The following is a 15,688-nucleotide window of genomic DNA, read 5'->3' on the forward strand; positions in this document are numbered from 1 at the left end:
GCGTTGGGAAGTTCTGTGGGAGATCGTAGAAAGCTCCTCCACGTATACTCAGTTTCATCAGAGGCCAATAAAACCCAAATAGAGTGGAGGATGTCCAGATGAAAAACACGACGTTAACCGACGCGGCACAGACCAAAACGATAGAAGCAATGCGCATTGAGGCGGACCCGGAAGTGCTTAGCCTGAATGATTCTTCTCGTTTTTATCGCTATGAGATCGGGCAGGTGGATCTACTTTCTTCAGACGAAGTGAAAAATCTAGCCCAGCGGATCGAAAAGGCTCGGGTAGTGACAGGGAAGCGGCAGCGCGGTCTACAGCGTACCCCGAAGGAGCCAACAGAGGTCGCGGCAGCTCGTGAGGCCGAGGAAGCTAAACGACAGCTGGTCGAGGCGAATCTTCGCCTGGTCATGCATATCGCCCGCAAGTACAAAGGCTTCGGTGTTGACCTGATGGACCTCGTCCAGGAGGGCAATATTGGACTGATGCATGCCGTGGAGAAGTTTGATTATCGCAAGGGCTATCGTTTCAGTACTTATGCGACCTGGTGGATTCGCCAGTATATTACACGCGCTCTGGTTGAGCAGGCCCATATGATTCGCGTGCCTCTCTATAAAGTAGAGGAGATCAAGCGCCTGGGCCGTGTACGCCGCCGCATTCAGCAAGAGCATGGGCTGGAGAGTGAGCCAACATTGGAGCAGTTGGCCAACCAGATGGAGGTCAGCGTGCAACAGGTTATTTCACTGCTCTCAACCCATCAGGAAACGATCAGCCTGGATATGCCTCGTAAAGGAGGCGACGACGAGATTTCCTTGAGCGATGTCCTGGAGGATGATCCTATTTATTCGCCCGAACGTGTCGTCATCACCGAAACGTTGAGAGAACATATTCACGACCTGCTTGGCGAGTTATCCCAGCGTGAGAGGAGGGTCCTACAACTCAGGTACGGCCTGAATGGTCAGGGTGAACATAGTTTATCGGAGACTGGTAAAAAGTTAGGCCTGAGCCATGAGGCGGTGAGACAGGTGGAGTTTCGCGCCCTGCGTAAGCTAGACCCACCCAGTCGCAGCAAAATGCTTCAGGACTTTTTGGGGTGATGCGATTGAGCCATTTCGATGATGAGGAACAGGAACATAGCTAGTTCCTGGATGAGACAAGGTTGAGCCACTTTAGCGCCCGCCAAGCGCACCAGGCTCGACCTTTTTTTTATGCCTTCATTCCCTTGAAACAAAAATAAACATGATTCGTGTAAAGTTGTGGCGAATGATGCCAATAGTGCCCAATGGCGCACTATTGGCATCATTCGCCACAACATATTTTCTGGGATGCCTGGTCAGGTTTCCGCGTTGTACTCAACCGCACAATTCCTTGCCAGGGAATCTCCCACTCTGACCAGGCATCACTCGATGATGAGTGATTCTAGTCTACCATAGCCTCTGTTCCAGGTGAATGAAAAAAACATTAAATAAAATATTGACATATTCTGACCTATATGATAAAATAATGACTACAGAGTCATAAAATTACTCAATATCCAATACATATTCATCATGGTCACAAAAGGACAAGGAAGTCACAAAATTGTCATGTGGTCATACAGTAAAGGAAGTTTATTAATGCCATCGGTTCATACACATACTTCGCTTAAAGAGCGGCAGCGTGAGCAGCGTGAGCAGCTTATTCTGCAGGTCGCGGAGGAGGTGCTACTTGAGAAGGGGTATTATGAAACTTCGATGGAGGAAATTGCTGCCCGTGTTGGTATCAGCAAAGGTACAATCTATCTACACTTTCGGAGCAAAGAAGAACTCATTACAGCGATCCTGCAACGAGATTTGCGTATTGTGCTCGATAATCTAGATGCAACCATTGCCCGCTATACAACAGCAAAATCAAAATTCGAAGCATTACTCACGTATCTCAATGCTGGCCTCCTGTGCAAAAATTCACAGTTGTTTTCTTCAATCTACAGCGGTGTAGATTTACAGCGCAAGCTGAAAGAGCAGTCGAGCTTCTTCAGGGAAGTGATTGAGTTCCTTTTTCAGCGAATCACCAGAATTATAGATGAGGGCAAAGAGGCAGGAGAGATTACGAAGGAGATTTCAACGCCGATTATGGCGCGTACATTTCTGTCTTTGATCGCTCCAAGAAGCTATGATGCATTGCTGCAACAACAATATCATATATCTATGAACTCTGATGAAGCACTCAAGCAAATAGGAAAGATCTTTTTCGACGGAATTGTAATTCAAAAGTAAGTTAGCGTAATAAAAAAAGTGGGAAGTTTATAGAATGAAGAGTCCGACACAAGCAAAGCCAATGGATGGGGTTGCCGTCGAGCGCAATGCGATTCCTCCATTGTCTGTTGAAACACCAAACGTGGATCAACCACGTTACACGCAAAAAGAGACACTCCTGACGATGCTGGGTGTGCTGCTGGTCATGCTCCTGGCTTCGCTGGACCAGACGATTGTCTCAACGGCTATGCCGCGTATCATCTCCGAGCTGCAAGGCTTTGATCGCTATACCTGGGTCACCACGGCGTATATGCTGACATCGACCGTGATGGTACCCATCTACGGAAAACTATCAGACCTCTTCGGACGTAAATCGATTTTCTTGATCGGGGTCAGCATTTTCCTATTCGGCTCGGCCCTCTCGGGTGCGGCCCAGACTATGAATCAGCTGATCGCCTTCCGTGCCCTGCAGGGTCTGGGAGCCGCCGCCCTGCTCCCGATCGCCATCGCGGTCGTCGGAGACCTCTTCACACCGCGAGAGCGCGGCAAATGGCAGGGTGTCACCACCGCGGTCTTTGGACTCTCGTCGATCCTGGGTCCGGCAGTCGGCGGATGGATCACAGAAAATACAACGTGGCGCTGGGTCTTCTATGTCAATCTCCCTATCGGCCTGATCGCGCTGGGAGTACTGATCTTCCTGATGCCCACCCTGCATAGAAAAGTAGCAAAGACAAAGATTGACTATATCGGTGCCGTGCTGCTGGTACTGGGAACGGTGCCAATGTTGCTGGGTTTCACGTGGGCTGGAGGAGATCTGCCCTGGCTGTCGGCACAGATTATCGGCCTCTTTGGCTTCTCGCTGGTAGCACTTGTCGGCTTCTTCGTCTATGAGATGAGGCTGGCGCATCGTGGAGAGCAGCCCATTATCGATCCACGCCTGTTCAAAAATAGCATCTTCAGCATCTCGATCCTGGTCACCATGATCACGAACATGGGCATGTTTGGCAGCATCTTCTTCCTGCCACTCTTCGCACAGGGCGTAATGGGCGTATCCGCCACCAATAGCGGTCTGCTGCTCTCGCCGATGATGATCGCCTTGATGATCAGTAGCATCATCTCGGGTCAATTGATTTCGCGCTTCGGCAAATATAAATGGGTCGCCATCGTTGGTCTGCTGATCACCATCGCTGGTATGTACCTCCTGTATCGCCTGAATGTGCATTCGGTGAATCTGGATCTCTCGATCGCGATGATCGCCGTTGGCCTGGGACTGGGCTTTGGTATGTCGACCTACACCATCGCCGTGCAGAATGTGATGCCGGACAAAATTGGTGAGTCAACTTCGGCCCTGACCTTCTTCCGCTCGATTGGTAGTACGGTGGCGCTGGCGGCCATGGGCTCGCTGATGTCATCGGCCTATGTGCCAGCGTTCCATAATGCTCTGCCCGCCAGCCTGAAGCAGATGCTGCCTGCGAAGCTGATCAGTGCGCTCGATAATCCAAACATCCTGCTCTCACCCGATGCGCAAAAACAGCTGCTACAGCAATTCAGCAAATATGGCCCACAGGGGAAGGTCATCTACAATCAGTTGATCGAAGCGGTAAAGGTTGGATTAACCCAGGGCATCCACAACGTCTTTATCCTCAGCCTGGTGCTGATGGTGATCGGCCTGGTCGCTGCTCTCTTCTTGAAAGAGGTGCCGCTACGCGGTAGCCGAAGTAGAAAAAAGACGCAGGACGTCGATGATTTCACAACGGATATTGAGAGTGTCAGCCCATCAATGCTACACTAGGTATAAAAATTGCCGGGCCAAAGGCCTTGATTTTCGCCCGGTAATCAGTTATACTTTATAGGTAAGTTTAAAGGAGCCGCAAAAGTGGCTCCTTTTTTTTGAGCCATTTACAAACACCACAGTTAATATTTATACCTGCATATTTGTGATTGGATTGTGAGACTTCACTCCCGCGTTGAGAGGTTGCAGAGAAGCAGTGTTGCTTCTCGGCTGCCAAACAGCGACAACGGCCCCTGAAGTCCCAGGGAGGAATACAGGCATGTTTACCCATATTCTTGTTCCTCTAGATGGATCAATGCTAGCTGAACGCGCACTTCCCGTCGCTGCACGCCTTGTCCGCGCCTCCGGTGGACGTATCACGCTGCTGCAGGTACTCGACACAACCGATGAACTAAAATCAGAGGAACCACCCAGATTGTTAGACTGTACCGAGGCCACCCACTATCTAACACAGCTTGCAGCGTCTCCTATCTTACGCAATATCCAGGTCGAACAGCTTACAACTGTCGGTGATGCAGCCTCAACCATTCTGTCAACAGCCCTCTCTTCGCAAGCTGACGTGATCGTGATCAGCAGGCACTGTAAAACCAATCCACGGCAGTGGCGTTTAGGCAACGTCGCGGAGCAGATCGCGCGCTACTCTTCGGTTCCAATCTTTCTTCTACGTGAGAATGCATCATCACCCATAGAAGCCCCATGCGACCTCACGCAACCCTTACGTATGCTGGTTCCACTCGATGGAACTGCACATGCGAAGGTCGCACTCAAGCCAGCAATCTCATTGATCACGGCACTCGCGCATCCCGCCCCGGGAGCACTCCACCTCGCCATGGTTTTGAAACCACTCGCGACATATCAACGCAAGGAACACAATACAGCTATGCAACAGGCGAAGCAATATCTTTGTCATGTGCAGGCAAGCATTCAGGATCAACTTGCGGTCCCGCTGCAAAACAAGAGGCATACTTTTCCAACAATTACCTGGTCCATCACCTTCGCGACGGATGTGGCAGTTACCATTCTTGAAATAGCAGAGATCGGCGCGAGCATCGGCGGAACCGGCATTCCTGGTGGTTGCGATGCCATCGCCATGTCTACCCACGGGCTACACGGCCTGCAGTTGTGGACAATAGGAAGCGTAACCGACTGTGTTCTGCATACAACAAAATTGCCAATCCTCGTGATGCATCCTAAAAAGCATCCCTTCCCTTGAAAAATGATCTGGGAAGGGATAACCAGTTACCCGAGCAGGGTGCCATTGAGGGCACGATCCAGGTTATAGCATGCGCTAATTAATGCAAGGTGGGTAAAGGCCTGGGGGAAATTACCGAGCGCCTCGCCAACCTGGCTGGTCTCTTCCGCGTATAAACCAACATGGTTGGCATAGCTCAGCATCTTCTCCAGAACCAGGCGTGCCTCGCTCAGGCGTCCCGCGCGAGCCAGCGTCTCAACCAGCCAGAAACTGCAGGGGCTGAAGGTTCCTTCGTTCCCGACCAGACCATCGTTGGCGGCCCTGGCCGGAATATAGCGATAGACGTGGGAATCAGTCGTCAGTTCTTTCAGGATGCGATCAAGAGTACTGAGCATCTGGGGATCAGTCGGGCCGCAGAACTTGGTCAGGACCATGAGCAGGGAGCTGGCATCTACTTCCTCGCTGCCATAATATTGTACGAAGCTCTTTTTGCCGGCATGCCAGCCATTCTCCATCACATCATCATAAATTTCAGCACTGATAGCCGTCCAATCAGCGATGGGGGCGGGCAGGCCCCGGTGGCGCGCGATACGCAGGGCACGATCAAACGCGACCCAGCTCGTCACCCGCGAATGCAGGAATGGTTTGGGGCCTCCACGCACCTCCCAAATTCCTTCGTCTGGCTCACGCCAGTGATCCTCCAGCCACCCCAATAGATGCCGTAGCTGCTTCCACAGATCATAGGAGATGTCCTGGTGGCGATTAAAGATATAGATGGAATCAAGCAGCTCGCCATAGATATCCAGCTGCTTCTGCCGGTACGCTCCGTTGCCGATACGGACGGGACCACTCTGGCGATACCCTTCGAGATGATCGAGGGTGAACTCCTCCAATTGGGCACGACCATCAATACCGTATATGGGCTGCAATGAGCCATTGGGTCCCAGGTCGTGGCAGCGATCATCCAGCCAGCCCATAAAGGCTTCTGCCTCGTCACAAAAGCCGAGCGTTAGCAGGCCGTAGAGGGTAAACGCGGCGTCGCGCAGCCACGCATAGCGGTAATCCCAGTTGCGCGGCCCCCCGATACTTTCCGGCAGGCTGGCCGTAGGAGCCGCCACGATCGCCCCTGTTGGCGCGTATGTCAACAGCTTAAGCACCAGGGCCGATCGTTGTACCATCTCGCGCCAGCGGCCCTGATAGGTGCACTTAGAGAGCCAGCGCTGCCAGAAATCCATCGTTTCCTGAAAATCATCCTGGAAGTGCCGTGTCGTCATGGGATGCAAGCTGACATCGCTCTCACTTGTACATTCCAGCAAGAAGTACGCCCGGTGGTGGGCATGCAGCGTAAAATGCGCGTGTACGCCACCCTGTCCATCCTCGGTTAATGGGATATGGGTCGCCAGGCCCAGGCAGAGATCCTTGCTATAGAATACAGCACCATGGTCAAAGAGGCGCACGGTATGCTCGTCACGGGCATAATTGAAGCGGGGGCGGCAGATCATTTCAAACGGCAACGATCCCTGTATAACCGCAACAGAGCGAATAATGTGATGCGGGTGACCGACATCCCATGACTGCCTGATCGGCATAAAGTCAATAATTTCACCGATACCATTGCTGGTCAAAAAACGTGTCACCAGGATATTCGTCTCAGGTAAATACATCTGCCGTGTCCGCACATCGACGGCAGGCAGGTCAGGGGCAATCTTAAAAAAGCCACCCTTCTGCGCATCCAATATGGCCCCAAAGACGCTGGGAGAATCAAAGCGGGGGATACAGCACCAGTCGATAGAGCCATTCTTCCCGACCAGGGCGACGGTATGCAGGTCACCAATGACACCATAATCCTCAATGGGCTGATATGCCGCAGATCGTACCTGTTCCATCATTATTCCTTCCACAACTCTGGTGAGATTGCCTCTCACCAGGCAACCAACAACAACTCGCTACAAGGTGATGAATAAACAAAGCACGTCTAGAAAATCAGACGCCCACAGTATCAATCGTACCATGTTGTACAACAAAACCGGCCCCACTTCCAAATAAACTGAACAATGATCTTCAATCAAGAAGAATAAACTCTCTTCCGGCAATGCCGCAGCGATAGCCCATTTGGAGCGACTTAGATTATTCATGCAAACTGTCCGTATAAGACAATGAGGCCTCCAATATAACGGCCACATCCATCTGTATGCCTTATTGCGCTGGCCTGCAATCAAAAAAAAATGAAGATAAAGGTATGACGTATGCTTATTCATTCACAGATTGTTGAATTTAAGGCGGCGGGAAGATCAACATTTGGTTACCTGGCTCACCCCAAAGGGGAAGGGGCGTTTCCGGGTGTTGTCGTGCTGCAAGAGTGGTGGGGCATCGATACCCATATGCAGCAGGTAATCGAACGACTGGCCCAGGAAGGTTTTGTAGCGCTGTCCCCTGATCTGTATCATGGCCAGGTGGTCACAGATGCGGAGGAGGCCCAGCAGCTCGCGCAACAGCTTGATCGGCAGAGCGCCCTGCAGGAAATAGAGCAATCCATCGCATATTTAGAGAACTCGCCCCTGGTTGATCCCAAAAAAATTGGCCTGCTCGGTTTCGGCATCGGAGGCAGCCTGGCCGCCATGCTCGCTTCGACCGGGCACGCCAATCGGGTAGGCGCACTGATTATCTTCTATGGCGGCCAGGCTGATCCCGATAATCCCAGCCATGAGCAAGCCATTCAGGCGACCGTGGCCCCCTTCCTGGGCATCTATGGTGGCGAAGACGAAACGATCTCTCAGGACTACATCCGCTGGCTACAGGAGAAACTGGCCACGCATGAGAAGAAACACCATATTATCGTTTATCCACAGGCCAGGCGTTCATTTTTCCATACCAACCGCGACACCTACCGGGCGGATGACTCTGCCGACGCCTGGGAGCATACCTTATCCTGGCTCAAAAAATATCTCGTCAAAGCCTGATCCCATCGCTATAGTGATCGTGCCGGGCCGACGAGGTGTCCGGTACGGTCGCCAGCTAAACATCAATCACCACCACGCTAATATTGTCACAGCCACCACCACGCAACGCCATCTGCACAAGCCGATCGGACGCCGCAGGGGCGCTATCACTTGCCCGCAGCACGCGCTCAATAGCTGGATCACGTACCATCTCCCATAGCCCATCTGAACACAACAGCAGGCGATCGTGCGGCTGAAGATCAACCACGAACGAATCTATGTGCAGTTCCTCGCCCTGACCAACGCTACGGTAAATCTTGCTGCGCTCGGGGTGGGTATAGATCTCATCCGGGGTAATCTCACCAAATGCCACCAGGGACGCCACCAGCGAATGATCGCGCGTCACCTGCGTCAGGCCGCTGCGATCACGAAACAGGTAAGTACGGCTATCGCCCACATTCACCACATAGGCCCGCATGTTTATCACCAGCGCGGCCGTCAGGGTGGTGCCCATTTCGGTGCCATCGGCCTGCGCCCGCTGGAAAATGGCCATGTTGGCCCACTCGACCCCGCCCACCAGCATATCGATAAAGAACTCGTTGCTCAATTCGCGTCCCATGATGATGTTCTGCAAAACGGTATGCGACATACTCTGCATGGCGATGCGGCTGGCCAGCAGACCATCCGCGTGACCACCCATGCCGTCGGCGACCACAAACAGGCCAAACGGCAATAAATGGCCCTGGTATGTATACATTCCCTGGAACGCCACGATATTGTCTTCATTGGGAGAGTCACGGCGCACCAGGCCCGTATGCCAGCCGACGCCAACGCGCAAAGGAAGCGCCGCCGGATACTCAGAGGGCAGCGCTTCCAGCGGCACGGTCAGACGAGCAGGCTCAGCTGCCGGACGCGTTGGCACATCCGCCACGTCTCTGGCTACCGGGCCGCGTGGCAAGACCAGCGATCCAGAGTCACCAGAGAGAGGAGAACGCTGTGGCAGACGTAAACGCGGTACCGTTATTCCCAGGCTATCACTACCACCGTGTAGCTGAGGTGAGACCGCCAGCGATAACTGGTTAGCTGGCAACCAGGATCCGCTTAACTGCCGGGCCATTTGCGCCGACAGCTGCTGATGATGCTGAAACAGGGCCTTGCAGACTCTTAACGCCACGTACCACAGACATCCCCAGATCACCGACCAGATCAACGGGTTCACCACATGTGTCAGGGCAGAGATACCATGAGCAGGCCACAGAGCCGGTAACATCGATACGCTCTGGATCAAAACCAGCCAGGACTGTGGGGGAAGGCCGCCTTCAGCCACCAGAAAAAAAATGAACAGCAAGCCCAGGCCGAGCCAGGACACATAGCGTAGCCAGCGATGAATATCATACATTGTCAAAAACTCTGCAAACATGCTCTTTTCCTCTGGTGTGCTCAAAACGTCGCAAGCCATACATACCGGGATGAATCGCAAAACAAGCATCTACAAGCAAGCACTACAGAGCGATAACATTCACACACTACACGGTCTCAGCCACACGCTCCATCTCTTCCATCGTCTGGATATACAGTTCACACACCACCAGCGTCGCGTCGCTCTCGCCCAGATGATGGGCCAGCCGGTCCTGGCACACACCCACACGATCCATGCGCGCGCGAATAAAGGCGTGACGAGCATCGCCACAAGACAGCCCTGACAGACCACGGCGCATCGCCACCAGTTCCAACTCGATTTGCTGACGCAGCTTAGCAACCTCACTCATAACAAGTAGATCCCTTCTGAACACACACAGTTCCTGGCAAAGCACAGCTCAAAAAATGAATAGATAGACAATTCAAAGCGAAAGGACGATACAAAATGTTTCAACATAGCTTGCAATATACACTGCAATGCAAAGAACATGTTCAAAGTATAAACAGAGAACATTTCTACAAACTCCCAAATCGCTTTTCAAATAAAAATCCAGTACAGAGGAGATGAAAAGCTCTTCGCACCAACGCCATCACCACTAGCTCCAAAAATGATTGGCATAATGGGCATGGACAGTAAAGAGTATATTAATTGGTAATAAAAACGTATGGGCTAGAAAAATTGTCGAACTTGATGAAGAATCTTAGAGGAATCTGTTGACAGTCCTATGCTTCTAGAGTGAAGCAGGTTTTACACTACTGGATAGGAGATATAAAAAAGTGATGTGGAAAAAAACACAAAAAAAGATTAAAAAGGGCCCGACCCGTCAGCAATAGCTCTTTTTCTCTTACCTGGTTAAATGTCTTGTACATCTTATACCATGTCTTATCATTTTGCTTTCCTGGAAAAGACATGTTAAGGTCAGAAAGCATTTTATGCTTCTATTCTTGTAAGAGGGGCCGGCTATTGCCACCAGAACTTTCTACGTCACATAATGGGAAGATAATAACGCAACGAGAAAGAGGTAACAGGGATGGAACTCATACTCGCCCAGCAATCAGATTATCAAGTTCATGTAACATGCGATGGCCAGTTTTCCCATACATTTGATCTGCAACCGCTACGGCTCCTCGGTCACTGGCTTGAACGCATCACCAACGACCCAATCAGATATGGGCAACTCCTCTTTCAAGCACTCTTCCCACCAGAAGCTAAAGCATGGCAGGCATTGAATGCTCATCCTGAACGCATCGTGCTGATCAACATGGATGATGAGCTGGATACGCTTCCCTGGGAATATCTCTATGGGCTCGATGGTTTCCTGGTACTCGGCATTCCATTTGTCCGTGGTCTGCCGAATGAACAACGCATTCCAGCGCCGACACTTGATATGTCCTTGCATATCGTCGCCATCCCCTCCAATCCTTTGAGCAATCTGGTTGAGCCACTCAATATCGATGCGGAATGGCAACATCTCACCGAGGTGATCACTCCATTGCCGTTTGATATCACCCTGGAGCGCGTTCGCCCTCCTACCCTGGAACAGGTACGTCATCTGATCGCCAATACACAGCAGCGAGTTATCCACTTCATGGGCCATGGAGGGCAATTTGACAATGGAGCGTTTCTCTGCTTTGAAAGAGAAAACGGAGAACTGGATCTCATTGAAGCCCAACAGCTCCTGCCAGAAATAGAGGGCTCGCCTTTTTTGATCTCGCTCAACGCCTGTGTCAGCGCATCGCCCGGACCAACGGAATTCAGCAACCTGGCGGCCTCCATCGTCAAAGCAAAGGTTCCTTATGCGCTCGGCATGCGCTTCCGCATCTATGATGATGATGCCCTCGTCTTCTCCCGCATGCTCTATACTGAACTGGCGCAAGGCGCGCCCATCGAGACAGCTCTGTTGCACGTCCGCCGTTCGCTGGCCCAGAGGCCACGAACGTGGACCGTTGGCGTCCCCGTTCTCTACACGTCTCTGGCCACACCAGCAGGTGGCTTTGTACAACGCACAGGTGCCTCGCACATCGACGAGCATCAGCCTCCTATCGATGCAAGCAGCATCGTCCGGGCTAGGGGCACTTTCCAGGGGCGCATAGAGGATCTGAAACGTCTGGGCGATTTACTCACGGGAGAGCACCGACCACCCATCCTTACCATCCACGGAGGTGGAGGACAGGGCAAGACCGCTCTGGCCCGTGAAGCCATGGAACGCTTTGCTTATGCATGGCCAGGGGGCATCTGGGGGACCATGCTGGATCCCCTGCCAGAACGTTCACAGTTTGTAAACCAGCTGGCACAATTTTTAGGGGTTCCCATACAGGAGGTCACCAATCCAAAAGATCTGGAAGGCCAGGTCTTATGTTCCCTTGGCTCAAGGCGCACTCTGCTGGTACTGGATAATGCTGAAACACTCGTTCATGCAATGGAGAGCAATGATTCCGCAGCCATAGCCCTGGCTGAGTTTTTGCACCAACTGCCTGCTACAACGACCAGCCTGCTCGTCACCTCACGAGTCCAGCTCGGCTGGTCTGGTGAAATCACCCATGAACTTGGTGGATTGACAGCAAAAGAAGGGGCGTTTCTTTTCCAGCAATATGCACCTGAACGTCTGGCAAACATCTCGATACAGGAAGCTCAAACGCTTAGTCAGAAAGTTGAAGGGCATCCATTGGGTCTGCGTCTGCTCGCGGGCGCCTTCAATGCCAGTGATCTTTCTTTGCAGCATTTTATTCAGAGTTATGAGCAGCAGTTAAGCCAGGCCGAAAACGCATATGTCGGCAAGGAACATCGGCATCGCAAGCTCTACGCCAGCATTGAAACCAGTATTCGCTATCTGAACAATGATCTACGTGCTATCCTTGGCAATCTCTGGATCTTTCAGGCCCCCTTCTTACCAGGTATCGCGCGCTCCATCTTTGATCCAGACACGGAAGAAACAGATAACAGGTCCTCTCCAGTGGATACTCAGCTAAAGGTCCTCTGGCAGCGTGGATTATTGGCGCATATGGCAGTGACAGCACACGACGGCTCAGCCGAGCTTTATTATCTCTTGCCCACCACGCGTCCATACATCGAAAAACACCTAACGGGAACGATCCCTCGCGAACAACTTCAACAGCGCTACGGAGAAGCCTATAGAACATTTATAAATGAGGCATACGCTATACTCGAGTACAATACCCTTCTCATCACAGTAGCACGCTACATGGAAAAAGACCTGGAGCGAAGTATCCACTATATAGCTGATCCAGAATACAGGCGTGATAGAGCACACTGCGCGTGGATTCTCTTCCGCTTAGGAAAATTACGCGAAGCCCGGATGATCTTCGAAGATATTCTGGAGCAAGCACAGGGGCAGGATCAATTACTCGAATTAGAGGTAAGCAATCTCTTAGGCCAGCTATATCAGGCGGCTGGCCAACACCAGCACGCGCTCACCCTCTTTCAACACATCCTTCCTTCTATCGGTAAGGTGGGTAATCAAGCAGATGAAGCGGGCGTCCTCTACAATATGGCAAAGGTATATCAGGCTATCGGCCAACCCCAACGCGCGCTTGAACTCTATGAACGAGCACTTCCCATCTTACATGAAACAGGGCGCCTGGCAGATGAGGCGGCCACCATTAGCAATATAGCCATGGTATACCAGACCACCGGCCAGCCTCAGCGTGCACTCGAGCTCTACGAGCAAGCTCTACCTATATTGCGCGACGTAGGGCGCCGGGCGGATGAAGCAGCTGCCATCAGCAATATAGCCATGATATACCAGACCACGGGTCAACCTCAGCGTGCACTTGAACTCTACGAATATGCGCTCTCTATTCAGCGTGAAATCGGTAATCGTGGTGGCGAAGCTATCGCATTGAGCAATATAGCAGCAATCCATCAAAACGATGGACACCTCCAACGCGCTCTCTTACTCTTTGAACAGGCACTCTCTATTCAACGAGCAATTGGCGATCGTGGCGGCGAAGCTACCACTCTCAGCAATATTGGTCTGGCATACAAAGATCAAGGTCAGCCTCAACACGCGCTTACTCTAATGGAACAGGCCCTCTCTATCAGGCGTGAAGTGGGTGATCGCACTGGTGAAGCTGCTACTCTCAATAACATAGCATCGGTATACATGGATCTTAGACACCTCCAACGCGCTCTTGAACTCTTTGAACAGGCACTCCCAATCAGGCGTGAAGTGGGGAATCGAGCCGGTGAAGCTGCCACGTTGCATAATATGGCTGGTATATATGAAAACATGGATCAAACTCAACAGGCTCTCTCATTGTATGAGCAGGCCCTCTCTATCAGGCATGAAGTAGGTGATCGCACTGGTGAAGCCATCACGCTCCATAATATAGCTGGCATACATTATCGTGACAATAACCAACCTCAACATGCGCTCTCACTGTATGAGCAGGCACTGGCTCTATTACAAGAGGTACATGACCATGATGGCGAAGCCCGCACACTTATTTCTATGGCACATATCTATCAAACGATGAATCAACCACAGCGCGCACTGTCTTTGTACGAACAAGCCCTTTTTAGCACACGTAAAACAACCGATCATGTTAGAGAAGCCACTGTTCTACTGAATATGGCTGAGATTTATCAGGCCATAGGTCAAAATCAACGAGCGCTCGAACTCCTTGAACAGATACCTTCTATCACACACAAAACTGATAGCCGTACAGATGAGGCTACTATTCTCAATAGAATGGGCAGAACGTATCATCAGTGCCATCAACCACAACATGCGCTCGCTCTTTTTGAACAGGCACTCGCCATCTCGCGTGAAGTCAATGACCGATTAGGGGAAGCTACCGCCCTCAGCAATATCGGTCTGGCATATCGAGCACTCAACCAGCCGAAGAAGGCAATCTCGTTTTATGAGCAGGCGCTCCCCATCTTGCGCGAATGTAACTACCGGGTACAAGAAGCAAATGTGCTGAGCAACATGGCCATGGCTTATTATGTTATTGGTCAATTGCAGCGAGCCATTGAGCTCTTTGAGCAAGCCATTCCCGTCCTTAAGGATGTGGATGATCATGTGGGCCAGATCACCGCACTCAACAATCTGGGACTGATCTATCAGGATAGCGGTCAACCACAGCGAGCTCTCTCACTCTATGAGCAGGCACTTTCCATTGCACAACAGATAGGACGCCGGGCCAATGAAGCATCTATCCTCAATAGCATGGTCATAGCATATCAGGCCCTTGGTCAGCCGCAATACATTATGGCTCTTCTTGAGCAAGCTCTTTCTATATTTCGCGAATTGGGTGATCATATGAGTGAAGCCGCAACACTCAATAGCATGGCTGTTATTCTCTATGCAGACCTGAAGCGTCCGGCAGAAGCATTGCACCGTCTACAACAGGCCCGGCACATATTCGAGCAATATGGCCTTGTGCAGGATACAGCCAGAAATACATTAGAAAAAATGAACAGCTTCCAGTGGGTAATACACCAGGGATTACCGCCAGGACCACTAAACATTCAACGATCGACGCTTATGCCATCTGAAAGACAACGGCAAATGATGGTCAACACCATTGCCGTTATGACGAAATCGCCAGAGCGCCACCAGGCATGGCGTCAACGAGTGATGACGTTTCTTGAGGAGTCACAGGCAAAAAGGCAAGGCAACAATATAGAAGCGGATTTTTATCGATCACTACTTGATATTCTAGATGGCAAAGCCCTCTCCCTCTCTCCCGATCATCCTTATATTTCAGCTCTAACAACGGTCCAAAATAGCATCACAAAGAAACAGGACATGGCTGCTAAAAACACACAGGATGAAGCATCGTTCCTAGAAACAAACAGTAAAGAGATAATAACGATTATAAATAACACACTTGCTGTATTGAGCCAGGCAAAAAATCAGAAACAAGAATGGAGGACACATCTAGCTGCCATGCGGCAAGCACTCGCACAGCAACAAGAAATCAGCGATTTCATAATATTTCTTGATACCCTCATAACGCTGTTGGATACAAATGGGGATCCAACAGGCCTGGGAAAAACATTGACCAGCACCTATATACCAATCTGGCGAGAACTACTGTACCAGCTTGAGACCATCAGGCAACAAGATAACTGATTATATGAAAAAGA

The 15,688-nt window shown here is 51.2% G+C and carries 9 protein-coding genes; 6 read left to right on the top strand and 3 right to left on the bottom strand.

Annotated features, from left to right (window positions below; all coding sequences use genetic code 11):
* Positions 1–98: 98 nt before the first annotated feature.
* From AABA21_RS07180 to AABA21_RS07195, 4 genes are all read left to right on the top strand, one after another.
* Positions 99–1,094, top strand: a complete 996-nt coding sequence (locus tag AABA21_RS07180; RefSeq protein ID WP_338248347.1) for a sigma-70 family RNA polymerase sigma factor — start codon at positions 99–101, stop codon at positions 1,092–1,094.
* Between the two features lie 519 nt (positions 1,095–1,613).
* Positions 1,614–2,252: a TetR/AcrR family transcriptional regulator gene (locus tag AABA21_RS07185; protein WP_338248349.1), complete on the top strand. Its 639-nt coding sequence runs from the start codon at positions 1,614–1,616 to the stop codon at positions 2,250–2,252.
* Between the two features lie 34 nt (positions 2,253–2,286).
* Positions 2,287–4,023: an MDR family MFS transporter gene (locus AABA21_RS07190; protein WP_338248350.1), complete on the top strand. Its 1,737-nt coding sequence runs from the start codon at positions 2,287–2,289 to the stop codon at positions 4,021–4,023.
* 259 nt (positions 4,024–4,282) lie between these two features.
* Positions 4,283–5,236 carry a universal stress protein gene (locus AABA21_RS07195; protein WP_338248353.1) on the top strand — a complete coding sequence of 318 codons (954 nt, stop codon included), beginning with the start codon at positions 4,283–4,285 and terminating at the stop codon, positions 5,234–5,236.
* Between the two features lie 26 nt (positions 5,237–5,262).
* Here the strand turns inward: AABA21_RS07195 and AABA21_RS07200 are convergent, their stop codons facing one another.
* Positions 5,263–7,104: a glycoside hydrolase family 15 protein gene (locus AABA21_RS07200; protein WP_338248355.1), complete on the bottom strand. Its 1,842-nt coding sequence runs from the start codon at positions 7,102–7,104 to the stop codon at positions 5,263–5,265.
* Between the two features lie 357 nt (positions 7,105–7,461).
* Here AABA21_RS07200 and AABA21_RS07205 point away from each other — a divergent pair, with 357 nt between their 5' ends.
* Complete coding sequence (locus tag AABA21_RS07205) at positions 7,462–8,175, top strand: dienelactone hydrolase family protein (RefSeq protein WP_338248357.1); 714 nt, start codon at positions 7,462–7,464, stop codon at positions 8,173–8,175.
* A gap of 55 nt (positions 8,176–8,230) precedes the next feature.
* Here AABA21_RS07205 and AABA21_RS07210 read toward each other — a convergent pair whose 3' ends face one another.
* The gene (locus AABA21_RS07210) at positions 8,231–9,574 is read right to left on the bottom strand and encodes a PP2C family protein-serine/threonine phosphatase (RefSeq protein ID WP_338248359.1); all 1,344 of its coding nucleotides are present in this window, start codon (positions 9,572–9,574) and stop codon (positions 8,231–8,233) included.
* A 106-nt stretch (positions 9,575–9,680) separates the two neighbouring features.
* Positions 9,681–9,923, bottom strand: a complete 243-nt coding sequence (locus AABA21_RS07215; RefSeq protein ID WP_126601376.1) for a hypothetical protein — start codon at positions 9,921–9,923, stop codon at positions 9,681–9,683.
* A gap of 681 nt (positions 9,924–10,604) precedes the next feature.
* Between AABA21_RS07215 and AABA21_RS07220 the strand changes: the two genes are divergently transcribed.
* Entirely contained in the window at positions 10,605–15,674 is a 5,070-nt protein-coding gene (locus AABA21_RS07220; protein WP_338248363.1) for a tetratricopeptide repeat protein, read from the top strand.
* Positions 15,675–15,688: the final 14 nt, after the last annotated feature.

It is taken from the genome of Dictyobacter halimunensis (genome assembly GCF_036245075.1).